The organism is Providencia sp. PROV189, assembly GCF_028480065.1.
GTDB lineage: Bacteria > Pseudomonadota > Gammaproteobacteria > Enterobacterales > Enterobacteriaceae > Providencia > Providencia stuartii.
Window position 1 is genome coordinate 81,450 of record NZ_JAMPOG010000024.1, and the last position, 25,708, is coordinate 107,157.

At 37.1% G+C, this 25,708-nt stretch carries 19 protein-coding genes, 1 tRNA gene and 6 pseudogenes; 11 read left to right on the forward strand and 15 right to left on the reverse strand.

From position 1 onward, the window contains the following. Nucleotides 1–269: 269 nt before the first annotated feature. On the forward strand, nucleotides 270–698 hold the full coding sequence (locus tag PR833_RS15215; protein ID WP_004926207.1) for a winged helix-turn-helix domain-containing protein: 429 nt from the start codon (nucleotides 270–272) through the stop codon (nucleotides 696–698). A 26-nt stretch (nucleotides 699–724) separates the two neighbouring features. After that, nucleotides 725–1,153, forward strand: coding sequence for a YbaY family lipoprotein (locus tag PR833_RS15220; protein ID WP_272526312.1), 429 nt, complete (start codon nucleotides 725–727; stop codon nucleotides 1,151–1,153). 15 nt (nucleotides 1,154–1,168) lie between these two features. Here the strand turns inward: PR833_RS15220 and PR833_RS15225 are convergent, their stop codons facing one another. Together PR833_RS15225 and PR833_RS15230 are read right to left on the reverse strand one after the other, a co-directional pair. After that, nucleotides 1,169–2,686, reverse strand: coding sequence for an MFS transporter (locus tag PR833_RS15225; RefSeq protein ID WP_053110279.1), 1,518 nt, complete (start codon nucleotides 2,684–2,686; stop codon nucleotides 1,169–1,171). A 1-nt stretch (nucleotide 2,687) separates the two neighbouring features. Beyond that, nucleotides 2,688–3,770 (reverse strand): HlyD family secretion protein, encoded by a 1,083-nt coding sequence (locus PR833_RS15230; RefSeq protein WP_004926198.1) that lies wholly within the window; start codon nucleotides 3,768–3,770, stop codon nucleotides 2,688–2,690. A 128-nt stretch (nucleotides 3,771–3,898) separates the two neighbouring features. Here PR833_RS15230 and PR833_RS15235 point away from each other — a divergent pair, with 128 nt between their 5' ends. Continuing rightward, nucleotides 3,899–4,528: a TetR/AcrR family transcriptional regulator C-terminal domain-containing protein gene (locus tag PR833_RS15235; protein WP_004926195.1), complete on the forward strand. Its 630-nt coding sequence runs from the start codon at nucleotides 3,899–3,901 to the stop codon at nucleotides 4,526–4,528. A 300-nt stretch (nucleotides 4,529–4,828) separates the two neighbouring features. On the opposite strand, the gene PR833_RS15240 is transcribed toward PR833_RS15235, so the two are convergent. From PR833_RS15240 to PR833_RS15270, 4 genes and pseudogenes are all read right to left on the reverse strand, one after another. After that, nucleotides 4,829–4,960, reverse strand: coding sequence for a hypothetical protein (locus PR833_RS15240; RefSeq protein WP_258002884.1), 132 nt, complete (start codon nucleotides 4,958–4,960; stop codon nucleotides 4,829–4,831). Nucleotides 4,961–5,215: 255 nt separating this feature from the next. Continuing rightward, on the reverse strand, nucleotides 5,216–6,172 hold the full coding sequence (locus PR833_RS15245) for a helix-turn-helix domain-containing protein (protein ID WP_272526313.1): 957 nt from the start codon (nucleotides 6,170–6,172) through the stop codon (nucleotides 5,216–5,218). 527 nt (nucleotides 6,173–6,699) lie between these two features. Continuing rightward, nucleotides 6,700–7,599 (reverse strand): annotated as a pseudogene (locus PR833_RS20460) (fimbrial protein). A 689-nt stretch (nucleotides 7,600–8,288) separates the two neighbouring features. Beyond that, nucleotides 8,289–8,591, reverse strand: coding sequence for a hypothetical protein (locus PR833_RS15270; RefSeq protein ID WP_102781035.1), 303 nt, complete (start codon nucleotides 8,589–8,591; stop codon nucleotides 8,289–8,291). A 650-nt stretch (nucleotides 8,592–9,241) separates the two neighbouring features. Here PR833_RS15270 and PR833_RS15275 point away from each other — a divergent pair. After that, entirely contained in the window at nucleotides 9,242–9,868 is a 627-nt protein-coding gene (locus tag PR833_RS15275; protein WP_272526320.1) for a hypothetical protein, read from the forward strand. Nucleotides 9,869–10,224: 356 nt separating this feature from the next. Here PR833_RS15275 and PR833_RS15280 read toward each other — a convergent pair whose 3' ends face one another. Together PR833_RS15280 and PR833_RS15285 are read right to left on the reverse strand one after the other, a co-directional pair. Further along, the gene (locus tag PR833_RS15280; RefSeq protein ID WP_272526322.1) at nucleotides 10,225–10,614 is read right to left on the reverse strand and encodes a hypothetical protein; all 390 of its coding nucleotides are present in this window, start codon (nucleotides 10,612–10,614) and stop codon (nucleotides 10,225–10,227) included. A gap of 535 nt (nucleotides 10,615–11,149) precedes the next feature. Then, a pseudogene (locus tag PR833_RS15285) lies at nucleotides 11,150–11,592 on the reverse strand (DUF932 domain-containing protein); the annotation flags it as partial. 182 nt (nucleotides 11,593–11,774) lie between these two features. Here PR833_RS15285 and PR833_RS15290 point away from each other — a divergent pair. The 5 genes and pseudogenes from PR833_RS15290 to PR833_RS15310 all read left to right on the forward strand — a co-directional run. Continuing rightward, nucleotides 11,775–12,254, forward strand: coding sequence for a cold-shock protein (locus tag PR833_RS15290; RefSeq protein ID WP_014657106.1), 480 nt, complete (start codon nucleotides 11,775–11,777; stop codon nucleotides 12,252–12,254). Between the two features lie 43 nt (nucleotides 12,255–12,297). After that, nucleotides 12,298–13,038, forward strand: coding sequence for a MurR/RpiR family transcriptional regulator (locus PR833_RS15295; RefSeq protein WP_004926190.1), 741 nt, complete (start codon nucleotides 12,298–12,300; stop codon nucleotides 13,036–13,038). A gap of 471 nt (nucleotides 13,039–13,509) precedes the next feature. Next, nucleotides 13,510–15,066, forward strand: a complete 1,557-nt coding sequence (locus PR833_RS15300; protein WP_004926187.1) for a PTS transporter subunit EIIC — start codon at nucleotides 13,510–13,512, stop codon at nucleotides 15,064–15,066. Between the two features lie 14 nt (nucleotides 15,067–15,080). Beyond that, nucleotides 15,081–16,451, forward strand: a complete 1,371-nt coding sequence (locus tag PR833_RS15305) for a class-II fumarase/aspartase family protein (RefSeq protein WP_004926185.1) — start codon at nucleotides 15,081–15,083, stop codon at nucleotides 16,449–16,451. Between the two features lie 246 nt (nucleotides 16,452–16,697). Further along, nucleotides 16,698–16,796 (forward strand): annotated as a pseudogene (locus PR833_RS15310) (transposase); the annotation flags it as partial. Between the two features lie 5 nt (nucleotides 16,797–16,801). On the opposite strand, the pseudogene PR833_RS15315 reads toward PR833_RS15310, so the two are convergent. The 7 genes and pseudogenes from PR833_RS15315 to PR833_RS15345 form a co-directional block, all read right to left on the reverse strand. After that, nucleotides 16,802–16,989 (reverse strand): annotated as a pseudogene (locus PR833_RS15315) (Arm DNA-binding domain-containing protein); the annotation flags it as partial. A 206-nt stretch (nucleotides 16,990–17,195) separates the two neighbouring features. Further along, complete coding sequence (locus PR833_RS15320) at nucleotides 17,196–17,753, reverse strand: hypothetical protein (protein WP_259466017.1); 558 nt, start codon at nucleotides 17,751–17,753, stop codon at nucleotides 17,196–17,198. Nucleotides 17,754–18,574: 821 nt separating this feature from the next. Beyond that, nucleotides 18,575–19,669 (reverse strand): SIR2 family protein, encoded by a 1,095-nt coding sequence (locus PR833_RS15325; protein ID WP_121875271.1) that lies wholly within the window; start codon nucleotides 19,667–19,669, stop codon nucleotides 18,575–18,577. A 3-nt stretch (nucleotides 19,670–19,672) separates the two neighbouring features. Continuing rightward, on the reverse strand, nucleotides 19,673–20,899 hold the full coding sequence (locus PR833_RS15330) for an AAA family ATPase (RefSeq protein WP_121875270.1): 1,227 nt from the start codon (nucleotides 20,897–20,899) through the stop codon (nucleotides 19,673–19,675). A gap of 458 nt (nucleotides 20,900–21,357) precedes the next feature. Beyond that, nucleotides 21,358–22,115 (reverse strand): annotated as a pseudogene (locus PR833_RS15335) (primase-like DNA-binding domain-containing protein); the annotation flags it as partial. Next, nucleotides 22,095–22,499 (reverse strand): annotated as a pseudogene (locus tag PR833_RS15340) (tyrosine-type recombinase/integrase); the annotation flags it as partial. The pseudogenes PR833_RS15335 and PR833_RS15340, both read right to left, overlap by 21 nt. Nucleotides 22,500–22,650: 151 nt before the next feature. Continuing rightward, nucleotides 22,651–22,745 (reverse strand) — tRNA-Sec (locus tag PR833_RS15345). A 256-nt stretch (nucleotides 22,746–23,001) separates the two neighbouring features. On the opposite strand from PR833_RS15345, the gene prlC reads away from it, so the two are divergent. After that, nucleotides 23,002–25,044 carry an oligopeptidase A gene (prlC, locus tag PR833_RS15350; protein WP_004916007.1) on the forward strand — a complete coding sequence of 681 codons (2,043 nt, stop codon included), beginning with the start codon at nucleotides 23,002–23,004 and terminating at the stop codon, nucleotides 25,042–25,044. Then, on the forward strand, nucleotides 25,037–25,708 hold a 672-nt coding region (gene rsmJ / locus PR833_RS15355; RefSeq protein ID WP_272526321.1), incomplete at its 3' end, for a 16S rRNA (guanine(1516)-N(2))-methyltransferase RsmJ. The genes prlC and rsmJ, both read left to right, overlap by 8 nt.

Consider the following 25,708-nt stretch of genomic DNA (forward strand, 5'->3'; position numbering starts at 1 on the left):
TAGACTTAATATATTATTTTTATGTTAAGTCTTAACCCAAAACATTCCATAGAAAAATATAAAAAATCAATATACAAAATTGATATATATAGCGCGTCGTAAAGTTATAAATTAAGTCATCCTAAAAAAACAGAGAGTTTTTATTAAAAATCGTCTTTTTTTTATAAATATCTTATAGTGTGTCGTTTTTTTATATTGTGGCACGACGTATTGAACGTTAGGATATGGAAGAATAACTTGTCGATGAAATTATATTTACGGAAAATAATATGAATAATACTGAACAAATTGAACAAGAACCTCTTATTATTTTATCTGAACATGTTGTTTATGACCCACTTAAGCGAACCCTGTCTCGGGGGAAGAAAACGATTAATCTTTCAGAGAATGAATCATGCTTATTGAAATTATTACTGAATAAAACCAGCAGTAAACGAGAAATTATGTATGAGATCTGGGAAAAACGTGGAACAATTGTGACTGAAAGTAGTTATTACAAATTAGTCAGACAATTACGCCTCTCTTTCAAAAAAATGGAGCTTGATGAAAACCTAATTATGACGCTGCCTAGAGTCGGCATCCTCTATACGGGCACTAAATCGGAGGCTAGCCATGCGCTATTCAACCACCAAAAGAAAGGGGTTTATTCATATATTCAATGTTTCTTTCAAAAAGTATTTAATCGCACTATCTTATAAAGATAAAGAGTATCAATATGAAGATTATGAATTATAAACAAAGATTAAAAACATCAATATTTTTATTTATTCTCGCTTTTTTTCTATCTGGTTGTGTGAAAAAACCGCATAACCTTAGTAATAAAGAAAACGCAATGAGTTTACAAGGTAATATTTATTCCAAAAATATTGATATACCAAATGAATCGATTATTACTCTGTCATTTTCACCATTACAACAAAATGATAATGAAAATACTAAAAATGATAACTTTCAGTTTAAAACTAAAGAGACTGGACGCACTATTGCATTTAGTGTTGCACTCCCTCCAGACATAATTATTAGAAAAAACAACTTAGGTATTAGTGCAAGGGTAGAAAAGAATAATGAGCTAATTATGATGACCGAGCAAATTAGCCCATTCCCTAAAAATAATACTGATAAAATTTCACTGACCGTTGTCGCAAACCAATAAATCATCTGTCATTTTTTATTTCCCCCCAGGGACGATGTTATTCTCTGGTGCGGGTTTTATAAACATTAATAAGGTTAATACTATGATAACAACCATTAATGTAATGGCGAAGCCATCAATGAATGAGCCAACATGAGCTTCTCTACTGATAAGAGACAAACTCATATTCACGCTATCCATTGTGGGTAATTTCTGCTCCCCAGTCTGAATAAAAGCTCTTTTTGCCTCAAAGTGCTCATCAAAAGAGATTCGTAAATAAGTGTTCATTAATGCGCCTGCTATTGCAGGCATCAATACGCGCGCAATAGAAATGTAGGCGCCTAAATTTAATGCATCTTGCGGCTTAATATTGACCACAAAAGAAGCAATTAAGCCAATGAGCACCAAGCACTCCCCAAAAGACTGCATGATCATTAATGGAATAAATTCATCAACTCGCCACTGATAATCAACCTGCATTCCCAATAGACTCGCGCCACCAATAATAGACACACCGATGATCATTAATAACCGCGAGTCCACCCGTCTAGCTAACCAAATTGCGATCGGGCTAAACAATAGGTATGAAATAAAAGCAATATTCGTCACTTCGCCTATCTGGTGAGGTTTTAATCCCCCAATTGTGATTAAAAATGAGGGAATAAACAGCGAATTTGCTAGCATCAAAAAGCCGTATAAACAGGAAACGACAAAACAAAGAAATAAATTTCTATTCATTAACCAGCTGGGGTGAGCAAAAGTCTGCTTAAAAGAGAATGCACGAATAATAAAAATAGCAAAAAGAGCCACACTCGCGATTAAGCAAGCGGTGATCAAGCCTGAATCATACCAACCCAACATTTCACCTTGCACAACACCAATATACAGTAGAACCAAACTGACACTTTTCAGCGCCATGCCTCCCCAATCTGTTTGGGCCAAAAAATCATGGTTAATTCCGACTAATGGCATTCCCTTCCATGCAAAGATAAATATTAAACAGGCAAAACAAGCACAGACCCAATACATCCATTGCCAGCCAAAAATTTCAATAAAAGATCCTGAAATTCCGACCCCCGCATCCATCCCCAAAGAGACGCGCAAACTATACGCGGCCATAACGATTAACCAGACATTCTGTTGTAGGTTTCGTAAAGCCAATGAAATTGTCATCGGTAAATACACACCTAAACAAAAACCAATAACAAAATGGATCAAGACTAATGCAGTAAATAGATCCCCACCTTCCCCTATTAATGGAAAAGAGAGAAAGCTCACCAACAATACGGCACTGGTACTCATTAATATTTTTTCGGCACCCAGCACGACCATAAACCAAGGCGTCAATGTCATGCTGATTAATTGCGCAGCGTTTAAAGAGACATTAATCCATGTGCCTTCTTGTACATCTAACCCAAAAATGCCTCGAATATCCGCCAGTGATAAAGAGAACATGCGTACAAATAACGTCGACAATATCGCGCCGATAAATACGGATATCACAACAAAAAGTGGATTCGTTTCTTTGCTATTTTGCAATATTGCTAATCTCATCTCAGTCTCCTTGTGACTGCGTACTCTGAGTATCAATATTCACAATGACCGACATACCCGGACGCAACTTATCTATCGCCGATTGCTCTGATAATAAACTGATATAAACAGGGATCCTTTGGACGACCTTCGTAAAATTTCCGCTGCTATTATCTGCGGGAATTAAAGCGGACTCTCCGCTACTTTGTGCTCCAATATCACGCACTACGCCACTAAATTTCATATCAGGAAAAGCATCCACTGAAATGGCTACAGACTGCCCCGACTGGACATTTTTTAATTGGGTTTCTTTTAAATGAGCAATGACATAAGGCTGTGAACGCGGTGTGACGGTGACAATTTCGGTGCCTGGTGTTACCAAACTTCCTACATTCAGCTTAATTTTATTTAATTGCCCATCAAAAGGTGCAGTAATCGTCGCATACGAAATTTGCGTATTTGCTTGTTGATAATTGGCCAAGGCAATATCACGCTCTGCAAGACGAATATTCTCTTGTTGAGCTAAGAGTAATTTCGATTGTTTTGCTTGCTCCCATTCGGCTTTTGCGGCTTGTTCCAGTTTTATTAACCGCTGTAAATCTGAGTTCGCATCAAGGTAATTTTGAGAAGTGATCGCCCCACTTTTAATTAATTCTTTACGCAGTAAAGGACTACGCTGCATTTGAGAAACCTCAATACCTGCTGCTTTATAACGGTTCCATAATTTTTCAATGGTCAGGTCATACTCTTTAATTTCATCCGCAAGATTATTGAGTTGCTGCTGTGCTTTTTTATAGTTAGCTTTAGCAATCTGTTGATTTAACAACTCCTCTTGGTTGTTAATTTCTGCAATCACGTCTCCCTCACGGACATATTGATAATCCTCCACCAAAATACGTGAGATATACCCCGTCATTCTTGATTTCAGTATTGCAGAGTCCGATTTAATGTAGGCATTATTCGATTCTTGATAGCGTCGATTACTTTGCCACCGATCCCAATTGAGGGTCGTCATAGCAACTAATACGCCGACACACAACAGACTAACCCAAGGTGTTAATCCAATGATTTTTCTTGAAAATTGTTTAGTCTCATTTGTCGTCATTCTATGGACCTCTATACTTACACCGATTGGCAACGCAATAAATAACACCCGCAATCTAACATTGTTAGGTTGGATAAATATGTTAAACTAACATTGTTAGGGAATAAAGAGCTAAATGAGAATTATTTATGAAAACTCCAAAAATCACACGATTACAAATACTTGAGACCGCGCTTCAACTTTTAGAAACAGAAGGTATTGATGGATTAACGATGCGCAAGCTTGCGGACGCACTGAATATCAAAGCCGCTTCACTTTATTGGCATTTCAGCAATAAGTTATCGTTGGTCGAAGGCATGGCAGATCACATTGTTGCGGAGGTTGCACTCAATGAGTGCGATAGTGATGATTGGAAATCTAATTTACTGAAGATCACAACTCAGTTACGAAAAGCGCTCTTACAACACAGAGATGGCGCCCGTGTTTTCGCTGGGACCTATGCAATTTCAGATAATGTATTACGAATTAATAACGCATTAATCAAAACATTCGTACAGTCAGGAATGTCCGCCGACAAAGCAGCAAGCTGCACCATGACCGTGTTCTATTTTATTTTAGGGTGCTGTATTGAGCAGCAAGCGGCTCTCTTTTCTAACGGCAATGATCTACAAGAAAAATTAAATGAATTCAATAAATTATCGAATGATAAGTACCCATATACATGGGAAGCTAAAGCAACATTGTTTTCTGATAACTATGACCAACGCTTTATAGACGGGCTAAACCTCATCATTGGTGGCTTAGGAACATTGAAATAATTCCCAAAAAATTCATTAAATGCCAAAAGCAGGCGGCGGTATTACAAAATACCAGCCGCTAAAAAATATTGATATAACTTAAAATAAAATCACAAAAAACCTGCCAAACCAGTATGGCAAGTTGATAATTTATCTATTTTGATTATTTAAAATACGTTATGTTACTTACTGGTATGTTAGGCGCCAATGTGTATTGGACAGGTAAAGTCACTGGCAGTGCGGAACTATCTATTATTATGCTGGAATAAAGCATCCTATCCTCTCACATCGGTCATATAATAATGGCTCGGGTGCTGTTAATTATTCCCGTTTCAAGAAATATTGCTTAATCGTTTGCCGCAACCACTGATGAGCAGGGTCTCTATCCAACCGAGGATGCCATGCCTGAACAATAAATACGGATTCCAATTCAAGAGGCAATTCGATTTCCACTAACGGCAACCCAATACCTCAGTAACTCGCAGTTTGTTAGATGCCGTCACTCAACCTGTACTCGTCATTCCTCGTCAACCTCAATAATCTATTTATCCCCCAATGCGATATAGCAATCACATTGGGGTATTAATGTATTTGGCTTTCTAACTCAAAATCCTATCTAAAAAGTAGATAATGTGGAAAAGAATATGAATATTGCCACTGGTTAATATTTCTTATTATATAATCGCCGCCAATCTAATCATAAATGACTTAGAGAGACAAATTAGATTTATCTATCACAAAATCATCAATACCTAATTTATCCATTATTTTAGGTAGAACTTGATGAATTACGCGAATTCCTGTTAATATTTCATTCATATATATATCGGGATGGATACGACTATCATTAAACCCTAAACTTTCTGCTTCTGCCTCATGTCCCAGTTCATCGTGACTTTTATTTACTAAATTTAACAATTCAGCTCTCAGTGGAATACCCGACTGAAATGCTTTATTTTTAACAATTTGAAGCCAATTAGAGTATTCGTTATTAATTTTGAACGTAAACTCATAAAACTTCGGAGCAAAAGAAATATCAATATCAACTTTTGTTATGGCTAAATCGATTAAACACGCTTCTATATTAATTGCATCAGTATCAAAAAGATCTAATGAATCATTCATTATGAAATCGCTTATATAAGCTGCATAAAATCCATATAGATCGTTTAATGCGTCAAAAATTTTTTTTATCGTACATGCATATAGGTTATTATTAAGGCGTTGCTCTATTACTTCATAATCGTCATCTTCAAAATCAATATCTAAATCAATATCTAAATCTTGAGGAAATTGAGTTGGGATCTTAATTCCCACATCAGCAAAAATTCGCATTATCTTAGAAGATAAAAACTCCGTGTCTTCTACTAATGGTAAAGTTGTATATCCAGTCTCTGCATTTTCACTAGCTAAATCAGCTATAAATAAAATAAGCCTATTCCATTTAATTGCATTTTCCACACTACCAGTTAGCAAAATTAATGAAGGATTTAAATCACCAATAGCTATTTTTTTTCTTATACGCTCCTCCATTTCTTGTGACATATACTCACCTTTTTTCCATTTACTAATTTGTGTTGGTGATACATTCAAATCAGTTGCCAACTCTTTTTGAGTACAAGAAAGTAGTTTTAAAGATAGTGTAATTAAATCTTCACTGAACATAATAAGCCTTTATTTAGTAAAATAATAAAAACAATTTACTAAATAAATATTTAGACAACAAGAAAAATATACAAAAATAAAAAATAAACTATTAATAAATAGATTATTTCAACCAAATAAAAGAATAATAACCTGAATATCTCATAAGAATTGAAATACTCTAGTGATTCTGAAAAATTTCGTAATTGCAGTCACGGTTAAATCTTTTTCCTATAAATAAGCTCGTTGTTCACTGATATAATATTCCAGATATGTTCTAATATTTCATCAACTTACCAAATACAACAACCCAACTAACTGATCAATTATTAGACAGCCATCATTTAGCGAATTTTATATCAGCGAAGGTGATCCACAAGCAGCATCAATTGATTATGGCTAAGATGGAAAAGGCTTATCTTTAGCCGTTGATAACGCTTCACTACTTATTTATCACGTTGCTAAAGGAAATAACATATAGAAAATTCATCATATCAGCCCTCAAAAGCTAACATTGACGATCAAACAGAAAATGTTTTATCGGCTAATCATAAGTAAAAGCACCCCAAGCCTATCACCGTTCGCATTTTTCCCGCCGTAGCTTGCCCTTGCGTACGTGCATAACGGGCACTTAAACCTAAACTCACTGACGATGTTCCAACCCGACCCAATTGTACATTTTGGTTAGCCGAAATGACATTACCATTGCGTAAGAGTTGTATCCCAACCCCTTTTGCCGCATTTGTACCAGAAAGCGTATTGGCAAATATCGAATTACTTGTATCCGTTATACCGATCAAATAATAAGAGATATTTTGATTTGAAGCACAACCAATAGAGAGAGATAGATTGCGCACTTCCAGGATATTCCGGCAATGTCACAGTGACATTACGTGAGGAAACATCACCGCCGCCAACAGGAACAACAACATCGTTATTAGCATATAAATTCCATACAAACGTTGCCGTATGTACATTACCACCACCAACAATATTTGACCCAACTTGGTGTATAACCAGTGAAGCAAAAAGCGATCCTCGATTAATCACAACACCGCCAGCCGCTGAAACGGCGTGTAAGGTAAAACTGAGTATGCCAAGGAACATAATCACCTGAGGGAAAACTCTGCTAATGCGTTGGTGAGGCGAGAGGGAATGAATAACTTGACCCATAATACCTTATGGACCCCGTAAATTTAGAAAGCGCTCCTCCATAAGCAGACCCTCTAATCATACTCACCATATCCCTTCGAGTTCTGGGCTCATCATTTCTGCAAAATATCGATTTTGACAGATCAACCACTAAGTTCTGCACCGGCAACACGCTAGGCTGAAGGTTAACATAAACATTCGCTGCCGCCGTTAACTTTCACCGCATCCGCAAATGCCGCAACTGAACTTAAAGAGAGAGCTGAAACAACAATAAGTGCTAGTGATTTAACTTTCATAAAGTTTCCTTATGTTTATTTATTGCAAAAATATAGGTAATCGCAGAGGACTAATTATGGTTTTAATAACCCATAATTATAACGAGCGAATTTAATTGAAGTGGCTTTATCGCTATTATTTCATTAAAAAAATAAGTTTCTTTATAGTTATGCTAAAAAGTTCCTGTCAATGATTCTGTGTGTTTACCTTTCCCTCAATGTGATAGTTCTAGGCGGTCACCAAATTGAATAATAAAACGACTCATTACATTTTTATAAATTTGAGTTGCATATTCCATTTTTTAAAGGCCGGCTCCATTGCTAACTAAATCACTTCACAAACAAAATCATCTGTCAGGAATACCTTGCACTTCTTAGTGACATGGCAAATAATGCTATTTAATGACGCTATTGCATTGGTTATATAAATCACTTTACGAATATCATCCAAATAAATGTGTTCAAGCTTTTCCAATGTCCATGTGCATAACCACTTTTGCTAATTTGCGGGCATTTTTTAGCCCATATGAGAGCGAATTCTTCCTGTGCTAGAGTACCGAAATCAACAATCTAACCCGATATTTAAATCCAATATATTATTTATAATTCCATTCCACTAGCTTTTTGTTTGCTATTACTTGTTGTTATTTTATAGTTTCTTCCTTCAATGGCTCCTGCCTCCCCCTTACATGAGATTAGCATTTTAATTATTATTTTTTAAGCTGGAAGCATGAAATATATCGACCTTTAGACTTCATCTTTACTTTCTCATAATCTTCTAAAAAATCAGCCGGTAATTTTTTTAATGTATAGGATGCAGAAAACCAGTCCACCATATTACCAACGACCCACTCTATACCATTTCCATGTTCAATCTCTTTGAATAAAAAAGAGTTTTTAGAAATAATTATATCAATAATTTCATCTCTGTTTATTGATATATCCGTTTTTAACCTTTCTATAATGATATTCTGTATAACCCTGTTAGTGACATCTTTTTTAAATAAACTCATACTCACTCCTTAATACCTTTATCCTAATTTTTTATTACGCCAGTAAAACCAACCTAACTTTAGAGTCTTGCAATCAATCTGATTTAATGAAGCAAGATACATTGATGATAGAATATAATCCAGCGGCTTTGACGCTTTAATTTTTATAACATTAAGAACCATAATAAAGCCCCTGTAATCCCTATCTATGACATAGAAAAACGAAAATTATGGGGTACCCCAATGATTCCTCCAACAAGAAGTGATATGGGATAATCTCAATTGAACTAAGTTAACTATGAATAGCTTTTTATATATTAAATTTAAAAGGGTGGATTAACTTAAGTAGATTACGGAAGTCTCATTTGATGGGTAATAGCATTGATACTAAATAAGTTTACTGAGTTGGATAGATAGCAGTGCGCCCATTAATGCCCCCAAATTAGTTTTTGAGGGTGTAGTGGTTAGAGAATTACGAAATAAAAGTATCGTGATGTTGAGTGTAGCAATCAAACCTGAGATTGATAGTGTTTGTTATGAGCGAGAAGCGGATATTAACTTATAGATTAAAAGGGGATTCAAATGTCAATAGCGCGACTTTCTGGGATACTTATCGTGTCGCTGGCTAAGCCTCGACCTCTAAGGAATGTCTTACACATTTGGTGGTCTTAATGGAAATGTTCTTCAAATCGTATCAGACAGAAAGTTGTTGCTTATGCGGATCTAGTGGTTCTCTCACCGGAGAGCACAAAATAAAAGCTTCGGCGTTGAGAAAAATTTTTGGAAGCAATGCAATGGTCATTGGAAATTTTGATGATGGCGACATTCTTCGTACAGCACAAGGTCCTAAGTCTAAGGCTTTCCATTTTTCGGTACGAATGTGCTCTTTATGCAATGGCTCTCGTACTCAGCCGGCAGATCAGGAATTTGATCTATTTCACACTTTAGTTTCATCGCTTTTATCAAGAGGCAGGGATCCTTCCGAGGTGTTTAATATGCCAAAGTATATTTTAGGATCAGAAGATTACCTCAATGTGTTTAGATACTTTTCCAAAATTTTATGCTGCCAAATTGCAGAAGCAGGAGGCCCTCGCCCATTAGAAACTTGCGAAGTTGCTATAGGAAAAACGAGTAGGAACATTATCTTTTTACACATTGATGTAGATCCAATCTACCAGAATTATCGAGATACATATGGAGAACATGGTTTTGCAAGTCATGGAGGACTTATTGTCCCTTTTGACTCAAAAACACACAATCCAACATGTTTCCAGAGCTCGTTAAGTTTAGGGCTGTGAGATATCTTTTTTGGGTTAGATTTGATGCGCTTGTTGGAGCTGAGTTACGTGCATTCCATCATCAATTTTGGCTCAAATGTGAGGCAGCGTATCAAGAGGCTATAAAAAACCCACTATCGGATGAACAGTGATATCGCTTAGGTATTTAATTAAACTATATGAAATACGATACTGTTCTGATTTGAAGGTCTGAAGATATCCGACCCTGCTCCGTATGGAGCAACGTTCGCTTCCGGCACACAACGGCTAGGTTGAGTGGTCGTTAGATCTACTGTGAGCGAAAAGCCGAAGTTCTTCACTCCAACAACTACACGACTAACATTGAGGAGCCTTAATCAACGGAGAGCAGACCATAGTCACTTTAGCTGCTTTAATGGATAAGAGTTAGTAGTCCTGGAACCGTCACTGTAAAGCTCGGTAATAATAATTTTTTTATCATCAATAGCATATTTAACCGTGCTGTCTGCAGGATCATCTCGCCAGCGACCGGTACTGTCGGGATTGTCAGATGCCCACATAACTTGATCACCTATAAGTTTGCATTTGATTGCCCAACGAGAGCTATCGTTCTGCCGGATATAATGTACGTAGGCAATACCTGATTCGACTTTATCCAACTGCATGATCTTATGGTCACGGCCAAACATCGCAGCAGATGCAGCCTTGCAAACCTGACCTACAGTGACTCCAGAAGCCTGCACCGACGCAGTAAACACCAGTGGAACAAGAAGTAAGAGTTTTTTCATACAGATCAATTCATTTTGTTTATTTTCAGTAATAACGCTGAACGTATATATCGGCAACCTAAAGCGTTTCTTGACGATAATTAGCGTTGCGATGATAGGACTGATTAATTTTTTCCCTAGCATAATCTCAAACTTTGCCTGACTGTCAGCTTTGTTCCTGCCGTGCATCCTCAGTGCGGTAGGCAAAAACAACATTGGGCATGAGGCCAGTTTCCTCTATAGTTGTCGGCACTATCTGAGTAGATACTTCAGCGATAACCTTCATCATCTCATCTCGGGTTTCAACATACGCAAGGTTATCTCGGGGACAAATGGCTCAAAGAGATGAGCAATTGCTTTACCGTTAACAGAGAGGCTGAATGGTTCTGCGACACGACCCACATTCCAGATAAAAATGAGAGGACCTAACCCAATATCCTCTCAATCATCTTCGTTACGGATCCCTGAAAGATAGACGGGCATAGATAGCTTTTCATCACTCAGTGTCAGCGCAATAATCGGCAAGGTTCTTAGTGAGCGATTTTTCATCCGCTCATCATCCATCACAAACCCACAGTGCCTTATTCAATTTAATATCCCCATCAATGCCATTCAGCGAACGAGTACAAAGCCACTTGCCTTTAGCACTTCTGCCCGATAATCCTCCTTTAATTAAATTTTCCTGCAAACGTTGATATACCATCCACAGATCATCTTTCTTATCTTCCCAACGACGAGGTTGTAATACTTGTTTCTGTAATAGATTGATGTTCCTCACCAAAAGTCTCTCCACAAACTAAATCATTTTGACCTACCGCTCTAAATAGGCCGGGTAACATCAGATAACGACTTAATCTATCAGGGCTATTTAAGGAACTTGTATACCCGCAATTTAGCCATGTTGCCTAAGCCTGATCTCGACGGCTGATAAGTTTGGTAGGCAAAGAACAGGTAAAAGTCCTCTTTCTGAAGACTATCAAGCAAGGTGGTGGTTGGGATGTCAGACTAAACGTCAGCCGAGATTCTGAGTGGCACTGATACGTTGATGTGTTGCTTAGCTGCACCTCAAATTATTTCGCATATAATAACTAATTTAAGTAACAAGCTAAATTAAAGGCATAGTTTGCACTATCATTGTGCTTTATACTGCAGTCTGTAATGAAATAATTGAATGGGCGGTAATGGCGATGAATGGAACAATCACAACGTGGTTTGAAGATAAAGGTTTTGGGTTTATCAAAGATGAAAACGGCGATAACCGCTATTTTCATGTGATTAAGGTCGCCAACCCTGATCTGATTAAGAAAAATGCAGCAGTCACCTTTGAGCCAACAACAAATAATAAAGGGTTATCGGCTTACGCTGTTAAAGTAATACCTGAAAGCAAGTATATTTATATTGCTGGTGAACGTATTAAGCTGACATCCATCAAGTCTTATGTGGTTTACAGTGAAGAAGTACCTGCTGATACAGGAATTAATAAAGAAAATGCTGTATTATCTGTAGGCGCTTTAATGAATAATATTAGGCCAAAATCAGACATTAAAGCGGGTGATATGCGCTCATTAAAAAAATTGGCGATCACCACGTTACATGGCACAACGCTGATCTTCTCAGAAGATGAAATAGATATTGATGAAACGGTAAAATTGATCAAATGACCGGTTTTTGATGCTGTTTTTATACTGAATAGGGCGGTAAGGTATGTTGGAATTTTTAAAAAATTACGATAACTTAACAATTAGCGAAAAAAAAGTATTAAAATATCTTACCGATAATATTACTGATATCCCTTATTTAAATATTAATGAATTAGTGGCTAAAACCTTTGTCTCAAAAACGGTGATCATTAACTTATCGCAAAAATTAGGGTTTAGTGGTTTTAAAGAGCTTAAATTTCAAATTAATAATTATATTCTCAGCAAAAATAAAACAGAAAAAATAAACCCGTCATCCTACAAAAAACAACTAGAAAGAAACATTAATAAAAGCTTTACATTGATAAATGAGGAGCAAATTGCTAATTGTGCCAAAACATTACGTCATTCTAGGAATATTTTTATTGTTGCTAGGGGAACGAGTAAAGCTGTAGGTTTTTATCTTGAACATATGCTGTTTGCACTGGGGCTACATTGCTTTTTTATTAATGATTACAACCTATCGGATTCATTCACACGCTTAGTGACCAAGGACGATACCGTGATTTTTATTTCTCTGTCTGGGGGAACAAAAAAAATCATTGAAACAGCGAAAATTGTCCAGTTAAAAGAGGCAAATATCATTAGTATGACAGCATTTCATACCAATGAGCTTACCAGCTATGCAGACAATACTCTATTTTGTTTTTCAGATAGTTATGACACTAAGATCGATGATACCAAGTCCAGAACTGGCTTTTTTATTTTAGTTGATTTATTGATCAATGAATTGGAGTATTTGCTTTAAAATAATCTGTACTCGTCATATTTCAAACTGCAATGCTTCTCGTTAAAGTATGGTGACTACGTTGATTTGTTACTTATCTATATCTCGAATCACTAAAGTATAAATAAAGTTAAATTAAAATTTTTTTATCTAAAGAAATGCCTATGTATTGTTTATTATATCCACTTAACTTAAATAATTTTAACCATTATTTAATGTGAGCAACAATATTATTCCTACATTATTTAGAATAATTTCCTCTCATATTGGAAAAAATAAAATGACCTAGGTCATAATTAATGACCTAAGATAATATTTAAAACCGAAACATCATTTATTTTACTCGATCTCCAGTGCTAGTATCCCTTTTATACTCGTCATACTTCTAGTTGCAGCGTTTTCTAAGCGCATAACGATTTTTTGGCTTGTCGCTTAGCTGCACCTCGAATTATTTAGAATATATTTTATATTCGAAGTCATAAGGAAAAAAATATGGCCAAAAAAAAGTTCGGTGAATCAATTCAACGTTTTGGGAGAACCTTACTTCTTCCAATCGGTGTTTTGGCACCCATTGGTATGATTTTGGGTATCAGCGGTGCTTTAGTTCAATCCTATATGATAGCTCGGTTTCCTTTTCTGGGGAATGAAACCGTTAATGCGTTATTAGTCAGTATCCGTTCAATTGCAGGTGTTATTTTTGACAATATCCCGCTCCTTTTCGCAATGGGGGTGGCTTATGGCATGAGCTTAAAAGATAAAGGCATTGCTGTTTTTGCCTCTGTCGTTGGCTACCTAACATTAATCATAACCATTAATGTCTGGCTAGTACTGACAGGTAAGCTTGCGGATCCTGCCGTTATGACTCAGGTTGGGCAAATTAAGGTGTTAGGCATACAAACCATGAATATTAGCGCCGCGGGCGGGATAATCACTGGGTTAATTGCTGCTTGGGCCACCGATAAATTCTATAACCTTGAGTTACCGACTGCATTTGCCTTCTTCTCAGGTAAAAAATCAGTATCGATTATTATGATTGGTTTAATGATCGCAGTGGGTGCAGTCTTACCTTTTATTTGGGAAATTTTGGTTCTTGGCTTGATGAAATTATCAGCCGTGATCCTCAGCCCAGTCGGACCATTCTTTACGGCAGGTGGTGAACGACTCTTTATTCCATTTGGCTTACACCATGTTTGGAACGTTTTATTTAGATTTACAGAAGCAGGCGGCTCTTACGTTATTGATGGGCAAACTTTTGTCGGTGTTGTTCCTGCAATGACGGAAGTGTTATTCAAACAAGGACCAAACAGTGAATACTGGGCAATGATGCCAAGCCTGACACGTTTTATGGCTCAACAGCAGATGTTAGTGACCTTGTTCTTATTCCCTGCTATTGCCTTAGCCATCTATAAAACATCCAAAAAAGAGAATCGTGCTGAAGTTAAATCAATGTTAGTTACCATGGTATTAACCGCCATATTAGGTAACGTGACTGAACCGTTAGAATTTACCTTCGTCTTTATCGCACCTCTTTTATATTTAGTTTATGCAATCATTGTTGGGATTGGTGCAGTTCTACTCTCTTTAGCGGGTGTTGCAATCGGCTATATCCGGGGAACAATATTTGACTTCACTATCTTTGGCTTGCTGTATGAACATACGAACTGGATCTTCTTAGTGATTATCGGAAGCTGTTTAGCTGTTGTCACTTACTTTATCTTCTACTGGGCAATCATCAAATTTGATATCAAAACACCGGGCAGAGAAGAATCAAGTAATTTGAAAAATACCTTAATTAAAGAAAAGCGTTATGGCGAGGTTGCAGAAATACTGATCAATGCATTAGGTGGAAAACAAAACATTCGTAATGTTGATAACTGTATTACCCGTATGCGTATTGACGTCGCAGAAGTGAATCAAATTGATAAAGATTTAATGTTGGAGTCTGGTTGTACTGCATTCTTCTTCCCATCGGCAAACCATGTCCATGTTGTCTATGGTCCAAAAGTTGAGTTTGTTCGTAATGCTGTTGATGAAGCAATGAAGAAATAAAGAAGGGATACAAAATGAGAGCGTTATACGATTCTAAAAGTAAAACTATTGATGACCGTGGAATAAAAGACCTGTTATCGAATGAAGCCAAATATTCAACTTGGTTAATGTTTGAATCAATGCTAGCTCAGGCTCAAGCCGAACTTGGTTTTATTCCTCAATCGGCAGCGGATGAAATTAAAGAAAAAGCAGTTATCGAGAATATTGATTTCGAAGAAATGAACCGTATTTATCAAAAAATCGGTCATGGCTTTGTACCTTTTTTAAAAGTACTGGTGAATGCTTGTTCCGAAGAGAGCGGTAAATATATTCATTATGGAATTACCACACAGAATATACAACAAAGTTCACAGCTGTATATGATGAAGACGGTACATCATAAGTTTATGTTGCTGCTCGGCGAGATCATTGAAAACTTATCTAATTTAGCATTGAAAACCAAATCGATGGTCATGCCGGGAAGGACCCATGGTCGCCATGCGATCCCGATTACCTATGGATATAAGGTTTCTGTCTGGATCAGTGACTTCATTGACTGTTATCAGCGTATGCAAGAGTGTGAAAAGCGTGTATTTACTATCATGATGGGCGGCGCTGTTGGGGCATTTAACTCCATGCCAGGTGTAGGTTTAGAGGTACAAAAAAGAGTTGCCGAATTAGTGGGCATGGAAGCGATGGAAGTACCATCAAGAAACCTGAGTACCCATAAATTAGAATATATGGCTAACTTAGCGTTGATGGCTAACATCTGCCATAAAATTGGTGAAGAAGTCTATAGCACAACATTGGAAGAAATCGCTGAGGTTTCGGAAGGGTTTACTAAAGGCACCGTGGGTAGCAGTACCATGCCACATAAAATTAACCCTAAATTAGCCAAAGGGATCATTGCTAACTCACAGAAATTATATTCCTTGCCAAGTGTGGGTATGTACTCTGCTGTGAGACCATATGAAGGGGATAGCAGTTCATACATGTTGTTTGATGGCTTGATTGAAGAAGCATTAGAGCTTACTACGGAGATCTTGTTGAGAACTGAAGAGCTGTCTAGAACGATTGTGCCTCATGAAGAAAGAATGCTACATAACGTCCTCAGAAATAAAGGATTAGATAATACTGAATACGTTATGATGAAGATGGCTGAAAAATTGGGTAAAGATAAAGCTCACTCACTACTCTATGAGGAAGCGATTAAAACCGCTGCTGATGGTGAGGATTTTTATACTAACTTAACTAAGAATGAGATCATTTCCGCGGCATTTAGCAATGATGAAATCAAAGAAATGTTAGACCCTCGAGCTTATATTGGTTTGTCTGTTGAAATTGCCGAGAAAGAAGCAAAACGTGGATTTGCTACTGCGCAAAAGATTCAACAACATTATAAATAAACCATAATGTTAATAATAAATAATATATTAAATATTATTTAAATTTCTAATAGATATGGCCATCTTTATATTTATAGATAAAGATGGCCAATCATCACTTAAAATTCACACTGGCTATATTATTCAAACGCTTGTCCATGTAGCATACCACCACACATTTCCCTGCACCCATCCATATATGTCCACTTCCCTTAAAATAAGACAGCGATAATTAGTGTTTCTGCCCTAAAATTTGCAGAGATCATGATGAAAAAAGCTCGTTTTACTGAAACTCAAATCGTTAATATTTTAAAACTCGCTGATTCAGGTATGAAAGTCGAAGATATCTGTCGCCAAAATGGGCTTCATATTTCACGCGCTTCAGCAAGCGTCACGATAGGCAATACACCAAAAACTAATCTTTTTCTTTACCACTAAAGCGCTACTTCATTCTCCAGTAGCATGAGTCTTTCGTTGTAACTTCAAGGCATAAGCCACCACCATCAAAGAGTTTATATGGCTTCTCTTTAGGCTTTGCAGCCTCTACCTGACGGGTGGTTTATGTCATTGGGGCACCTCATATGCCCCCCAATTTTGCCCAAATTTTTTGGTTGGTTTTATTTTACAAAATAGAGGGCCAAGTATTGGTATAAAAAACTGCAATATGATTGTTAGTCAGGCAATAATTATATATTTACTTATTGCTAACCTTATGAAAAATTAAATAATTTTTACACATCGACTTAACTATTATTTTTTGATTTTTTATTTTGCAAATTTCGATAATGATTTATTTATATTTCTCAATTCATGTACGACCTTTGTTTCTGTACTATTATCTGAGGCTGAAACAGCCTTAAAAGAGTAAACTTCAAGAAAGCTTTCATTCGTAATTAGATTATTAAATATTGAACGATTGTTTGCCTTATAAAAAGTTGTTTCTACTCTAATCTCTTTACCTTGAAACCATTTATCTAACCCATAATAGTCACCTATCATGGAGACTCTTGAAGCTCCTGGTGCTAAAAATGGAATTCCTGTGAATAAAGCACCATCAATCATCTCTTCAGCCTTTGAATTACCATGTGCAAATTGGGGTATTTTTTTATCTAACTTGAACATTACGTTTTTTGCAGGACTTTTACCGATATTTTTTATAACTAAATTCAATAGCGTTTTTGCATCTTTATCTAGTTCTAGATAAACGATAACATCAGGACTTGAGTTATCTTTATATATTAAGTAACTGATAAATGATGACATTATAGCTATCAACATCATTAAAATATTAATTATTAATCCGCTTATCTGTATGTTATCCACACCCTACCTCGTCTAATATGTCTAAACTTTACCCATATAATAACCATACCAAAATGGATAATATTTTTATACATTGCAAAATATCCTAGCTCTTGACTGGCCTGAAATCAAAACAGAGGAAACACTGGTGAAAAAATAGCAATGAAATAATTAACTTTATTCAGAAAAAATACAATTTTTTAAGGCACCTTTCGATGCCTTAAAGTATGTTTTCAGTTGACAATATTTGTAGTTAATGTGCAATTTTCTTATGAATAGGTTTGGTGTAATAGGTTCAATTGCCCCCAAGAAATTCTTTTGTTTCTTGTGATTCAAAAGTAACAATGGCATAAATCAACGCTCAGCACCGGTCAATGATTTCTTCTAGATCAAGATGGGAATTATCGTACATTTCGCACCTTCTGGTTAGATAGAAGTGCAGTGGTGGAACCTTTGAATGGGCTAAAAATCGTTATTGGGAGGGGGCACTTGGTCGTCGAATCCATGATGACAACCTCTCTGTTGATGATTTAAAGATCACCACCAAGAGACGCTAACCTTAAAGGATGGTGAACTGAACAAGGTTAGCGTAACTAGTCAACAGAAAATCTGGCACATCTTTCGATGCCCTCGTCAAGCCCATCATTGCTTTTCACAGGGTGTAGCTGTATCGCACATAATAACCGCTTTGTGGTTGTGCCTCTATTAAATTTCGGGACGCTAATCCACGACAGCGGATTTCGCCGCTACAGAGTTACTATATCTGGAGGGATACCTCTGTTCAATTGAACAGGGGTACATTCAGATAAACTTTGTTTATTGAAATATGATACAAGGTAAGGCTATATTGTTTCACAAAGTTCCACAAATCCCTTATCTACATAATATAACCCTGATTTGTCATGTAACTCTTTAAATATATTGCATGCATTCTTATGGCAATTAATTGCACTTTCTTTATCCCTACTAATAATAATCGTTTCTTTATTTTTGTTATTGGTGTCTAAAAAAGACTTTAACAAAAACTGGATAATAAAATCCTCAGATGGAAAAGAGTAACCAATAAAAATAAGAATATCTGCAGTTCTCAATTGATTTGAAGATTTAATAAATGCATTTTTAAAGTATTTATCACTATAATCTTGTTCATTAGAAGGCAATATAATATTTGGTGCTTTTTTCTCATTTTTAATAGATTCATAATCTATTTTAAAAATATCTCCATCTGCAATGACCTCAAAACCGCCATTTAATTTGTATAAACCAATACCACCAGCTTTAGGGCATTGTAATACATCATCAATCATGACAGGCATACCGCGTAAAATAGATCTTGTAGGTGAAATTTTATTCAAAACCTTGTCTATAACAATATCATAATTAGTCGTTATTACATCCAATCCATTAAAAGAACTTATTTCATTGAAAAATCTCACGATACCTGTTTTACTTTTATTTAATTTTCCTGTATCCTTCAGTTTTAATTCATTAGATTTAACAATTCTTTTAAACTTATTCTTGATATAACTTTTTATCTCATTTTCTAAAAGAGAAACAGTATGTTTATCTAAATGTGATGGCAGTAAGCTTGGATATCTTTTATAAACATCAATCATGTATTTAAAACTTTTAAATACCTTTGCTTTATCCTCATCTTCCGCACTATTTTCTGCCCACTTTAAATTCAAACTAGTAAACAAAGAAAAGAAATTATATTTATCCTTATTTTCTTCTGCTTCTTCATCTGAAATAGAAAACAACTGATTACTTAAGGGATAATTTTTATCCCATGCTTTAGAAAAACCAGCTCCTAAAAATACACAAACCCTTTTATCCTGACATTTTAATCTGATATCTTCAAAAGAAGACAATTCAAGATTTACCATAGTACTGGACGAGTTATCAAAATCAAAATCAAAATCAAAATCATCTGACATAATTTAATCCTTTAAATTATCTTTTAAAAATTTAGGCAATATTCCAAACTCACCTCTGAAATACTTAGCTGAAATTTTTGCATCTTTTCTGACTGAAAATTTAGATGCATTTATTATTTCAGATGATTTATCCTCATTTTTATAGATAATGTTTAATTCATCTCTACGAATACAGTCATCTAAAAGTGGAAGGTTATGAGTTGAAAAAATAAACTGTACGTTATCCAGTTGACAAACATCATGGATTATTTTTTTCAGCATGCTATTTGCTAATAAATAGTGAATAGATGAATCAATTTCATCAATATATAAGGTAAGTTTATTGCTATGACTCCATAATAAAACAGCCATGAAGCCCAATATATTTAAGGTGCCACGAGAAAAAAAACCACTTCTTCTATCAAGGCCTACAGAAACAAATTCAGAACTGTCATGATGATTATTTATTCTATATACAAAACGATATTTACCCTCATCCCCTTGAGGCTGAAAACTGACAGAGTCAATATAAATAGGGCAAAGTTTTATATACTTATTATATTCATTTAAAAATTGATTAAATCTACTTTTACTTCCATTTTCTAGCTCATTTTGCAATCGTTCTTCAATAAAATTAATTGCCTGATTTGTATGATCCTCAGGAATATATGGTAGTTGCCGAATTGCCCATAAACCGACTGCTGTTAATTCAGAAACTTCTAACGACTTACTAAATGTGATAATAGCCCCACTATCTTTTAGTATTGGATTAATAAGACCTTCTTGCTTTTTATATTCTTGTTTAATAAATTCAACATCATTTAATTCTCGTTTGAATATACAAGACTCTTTAGCCCCTTTTTTTACAGGTCTAGAATATAAGTATTCTGAAATTATTTTTTCATTAAGTCCTGAAATCCCATATCTTAAAAATAAGGTTTTATCTTCATTAATGATAATTACTTCATAAGATGTGGGTCTTACTCGTGACTCTTGACTAAAAATGTATGGCTGATGCAAATCATTCAGTTTATCCTGACGAATTGCATTAGCAAACTCAGTTATAGCAGCTAATAATTGGCTTTTACCTGTACCATTACCACCAATAATTGCAGCAACTTTATTAATTCTTAAGCCATTATCAAGTTTCACAACATGCTCAGGATGCTCATCACCTTGAGATGAAACAAAACTAAGGCTTTGCTTATCCCTAAAACTTTTATAGTTTTCTATCGTAAACTGTATAAGCATATGAAACCTCTATTTTTGTGAAAAAAATGCAAAAATTGCATAGTTAGATGCTAAACTAGCTTCTAACTAGATTCAAGTGATTACAGCTTATGCAAGCGAAAATTGGTATATTTAAGAGTGTTTATTTATATTAAATTTAGGCATACTTTAACGATTTAGATTAAAACCTGTTGCTTTTTCATTAATAAGTAAGCTTATTATTTATATAAATATTTCATATTCTATTACCCCTCCTTTCGACGCCTTCAACTCCCCCACATACTCTTCATCCTCTTCACTACTCATCAAAATACCCTCACAGCCCGCACCAGCACTGATGTTCGTAGCTCTGAATATTTACCTCAGAACTCTTTATCAACTATTCAAGTGTTCAGTTTTAGCCACCAGCGCTAGCCAATGAACTACCATAAATATTTACTGAACACCATGAACAGAGCAAATTTAGATAATCATTATGATTAATTAGGTAATGGTGGATGAGATAATGCCAACGCGCGCAACCAATCATTGGCCGTCTCTGATAAATCCATGTCGTAACGAAATCCTTTATCCGTCTTAGCCTTTTTATATTCCGCGCCAAATTCTTTCATCACTTTAGGAAAATCTTTACCAAATTTTATGAGAAAAAATGAGTATTGGTGGCCGTAAGCTTCCATATACGCTAAATAAGCATGATAAAAATAAACGCGAGGGGCTTAGGATAAATGGCCAAGTCCCCATATACATGCCTACAGCTTTCCCCAACTCAACAGTATAGGCACAAAATCCATAGAGTGGCTCAGCCTCCCACTTCACTCCCATTGCTTCGATTGAATCACGTTGCTCAATCAATAGCTACTTTGCTTGTTCCTAGTCATGAAACTCCGCTAATAAGGCGCCAATAACTATGGGTAACTCATTGGCAATTTTCTCTCCAATAAAGTGGGGCTTTCTCAGACTCTTTTACTGAATGGTTAAATGCAAAAATTACACGTCGCCGTGTTATACCACCTTGGCGTTCACTAAAATTCATCGGCTCATTATTTTTTGCCAATACAACAGCCGTCAGCACTGTACTAAATTGCTTCTCATATTTGCCATCAATTTTGACAAGGTCACCACCTGTAATCGCTTTAATACCAGCGTCTTCCCCCACATATTTAACCTAATCGAGCAGTGCAATTAAGCTCTTACCCACAAACTGTGCTCGCCCTCTAGCCAGATCAAGCGTAGCCATATAAGGAAAGATATCCTTTTCAAAGGTATCAATAATTTCTCCGCGATAACGTAGTGACCAGCGATCTGCTTTAGATTTATGCCATTCGCGAGCAATAGCTTCAAACGTATTTCCTGTACTGAGCTTTTGAATCGCCTTCTATTCTTTTTTGACTTCTCCCGGATCTCCACCAGCAGCCAGTATCTTTTTTTGCTTGGTTTCACATTTCACGCGCTTCAGCAAGCGTCACGATAGGCAATACACCAAAAACTAATCTTTTTCTGTACCACTAAAGCGCTACTTCATTCTCCAGTAGCATGAGTCTTTCGTTGTAACTTCAAGGCATAAGCCACCACCATCAAAGAGTTTATATGGCTTCTCTTTAGGCTTTGCAGCCTCTACCTGACGGGCGGTTTATGTCATTGGGGCACCTCATATGCCCCCACAATCCTATTGATTTGGGGTGAGCTGAGCTGGCATCCGTTAAATTGAAAGTGGATTAATAGTTGATATTTGAGGGATTAACTGATTTTTGTGGCGGTGTATTGAACTTGAGTGGCGGAAGATCACAGGAGTCGAACCTGCCCGGGACTGCTGGCAGCCCCAACTGGATTTGAAATCCAGCCGCCTCACCGGAGACGACGATCTTCCTTATCTGTAGAGGCTTGATTATAGCCCGAATACTCTATTTTCCAAAGCCTATGAAATCAAATAGTCACATTTATTGATAAAGATTAAGCACAAAAAACGTTATCTTGTATTGAGGTTTTCATTTCCGCCCCCATATAATTTTACATATTCACAGTGGCGTGCTGCTTTCGTTAAGTTGAGGGTCAGCCGTTTAACTTATTGTCAATACAGTAAGCCTTGGCCTACGAGCGCAAGCCTGCTATCACAGGATGTTTATATGACAAACCCATTATTAACCGATTCTGTACTACCTCATTTTACTAAAATTGAACCTGATCACGTCTTTCCTGCGGTTCAACAAGTCCTGACTGAATATCGCCAAACTGTCGAAAATATCCTGTCAGCCACTCATCAATATACTTGGGATAACCTATGCCAACCGCTTGAAGAAGCAAGCGATAAACTATCCCGTGTATGGTCACCCGTTGGGCACCTTCATTCCGTCAAAAATAGCCCAGAACTGCGTGAAGCTTATGAAAAATGCCTACCATTACTCTCTGAATTCAGCACTTGGATGGGCCAACATGAACCTCTCTATCTGGCGTATAAATCCCTAAAAGATAGTGCACAATTTGCTTCACTCAGCCAATCCCAGAAAAAATCGATTGAAAATACGCTGCGCGACTTCGAATTGTCAGGCATTGGTCTACCACCTGAAAAACAACAGCGCTACGGTGAAATTGTTGCCCGTTTGTCAGAAATCGCCTCTAAATTCAGCAACAATGTCCTTGATGCGACAATGGGCTGGACCAAATTAATTAAAGATGAAAGCGAACTGGCTGGTATGCCTGAAAGCGCTATCGCGGCAGCAAAAGCAATGGCTGAATCCAAAGGTGAAGAAGGCTATTTACTCACTCTGGATATGCCAAGTTACTTACCTGTAATGACTTATGCAGATAACGCTGAGCTACGCCGCGAGATGAGTTATGCCTATAGCACTCGTGCTTCCGATCAGGGTCCGAATGCAGGCAAATGGGATAACAGTGAACTTATCGATGAATTGATGGCACTGCGTCATGAACTCGCTCAATTGCTTGGTTTTAAAAACTTTGCTGAAAAGTCACTCGCAACAAAAATGGCTGAATCGCCAGAGCAAGTATTAGACTTCTTAACCAATTTAGCTGAACGAGCTCATCAACAAGGTAAGGATGAATTAGCGGAACTCACCGCATTTGCGAAAGAACATTATGGCGTCGATAAGCTCGAATCTTGGGATATTGCTTATTACAGCGAAAAACAGAAGCAGCACAAATTCTCACTGAGTGATGAGCAACTGCGCCCTTACTTCCCAGAGCAACGTGTTATTGAAGGTCTGTTTGAAGTCGTTCATCGTATTTATGGTTTAACAGCCAAAGAGCGCAAAGATGTTGAAACATGGCACCCCGATGTGCGTTTCTTTGAGCTATATGATGACACCAACACATTGCGCGGTAGCTTCTACCTTGACCTATACGCGCGTGAGCACAAACGTGGCGGTGCGTGGATGGATGATTGTGCAGGTAGAATGGTTCATAAAGATGGCTCGCTACAAAACCCTGTCGCTTATCTGACTTGTAACTTCAACAAACCACTTGGTGATAAACCCGCTTTATTCACTCATGATGAAGTGATCACCCTATTCCACGAATTTGGTCATGGCCTGCACCATATGCTGACAAAAATCGATGTCGCCGATGTTGCGGGTATCAATGGTGTACCTTGGGATGCCGTTGAATTACCAAGCCAATTTATGGAAAACTGGTGCTGGGAGCCTGAGGCGCTTGAGTTTATCTCTGGACACTATGAAACGGGTGAGCCATTACCACGCGCAATGCTTGATAGCATGTTGGCAGCGAAAAACTACCAATCTGCCATGTTTGTTCTGCGTCAGTTGGAGTTTGGTTTATTTGATTTCCGCTTACATGCTGAATATGACCCAGCGAAAGGCGCGCAAGTCATGCCAACCTTATATGCGGTAAAAGAAAAAGTAGCCGTTGTTCCATCACCTGAATGGAGCCGTTTCCCACACGCCTTCAGCCATATCTTTGCGGGTGGTTATGCTGCGGGGTATTACAGCTATTTATGGGCAGATGTACTTGCGGCAGACGCCTATTCACGCTTTGCGGAAGAAGGTATTTTTAACCGCGAAACTGGGCAATCATTCCTCGACAATATCCTCAGTCGTGGTGGTTCAGAAGAGCCAATGGTACTGTTTGAACGTTTCCGTGGCCGTAAGCCTGAGCTGGATGCAATGTTGAAGAGCTATGGTATCAATGGCTGATCACATCAAGATCCAATTGATCTGTGAAGAGGGTGCCGATCAAGGCGCCCTATCTCAACTTGCTGAAAAATGGAATCTTATCCATTGTCCTGATGCCATTATGGCGCTGGTTCTGACACCTGAGAATTTGCAATTACGCAAAATGGATGAACCAAAACTAGGGGGGATTTTTGTCGATTTTGTTTCAGGGGCAATGGCGCACCGACGTAAATTTGGTGGCGGCCGTGGTGAAGCTGTTGCCAAAGCTGTTGGGATCAAAAAAGATTATTTACCCGATGTAATTGATGCGACTGCTGGTCTTGGGCGTGATGCTTTTGTGTTAGCGGCGCTAGGTTGTCAGGTACGTATGTTTGAACGTCATCCTGTTGTTGCCGCGCTGTTAGATGATGGACTACAACGTGGTTATCAAGATAGCGAAATTGGCGAGTGGCTAAAACAACGTATGTCGTTAATCCATGCCTCGAGTATTACTGCATTAGCCAATATCACAACACCGCCTGATGTTATTTATCTCGACCCAATGTACCCACACCGCCAAAAAAGTGCATTAGTCAAAAAAGAGATGCGTGTTTTTCAATCATTGGTAGGGGCTGATGATGATGCCGATTCTTTATTGGCACCCGCTTTAGCCTTAGCTAAACGTCGTGTCGTGGTGAAGCGACCA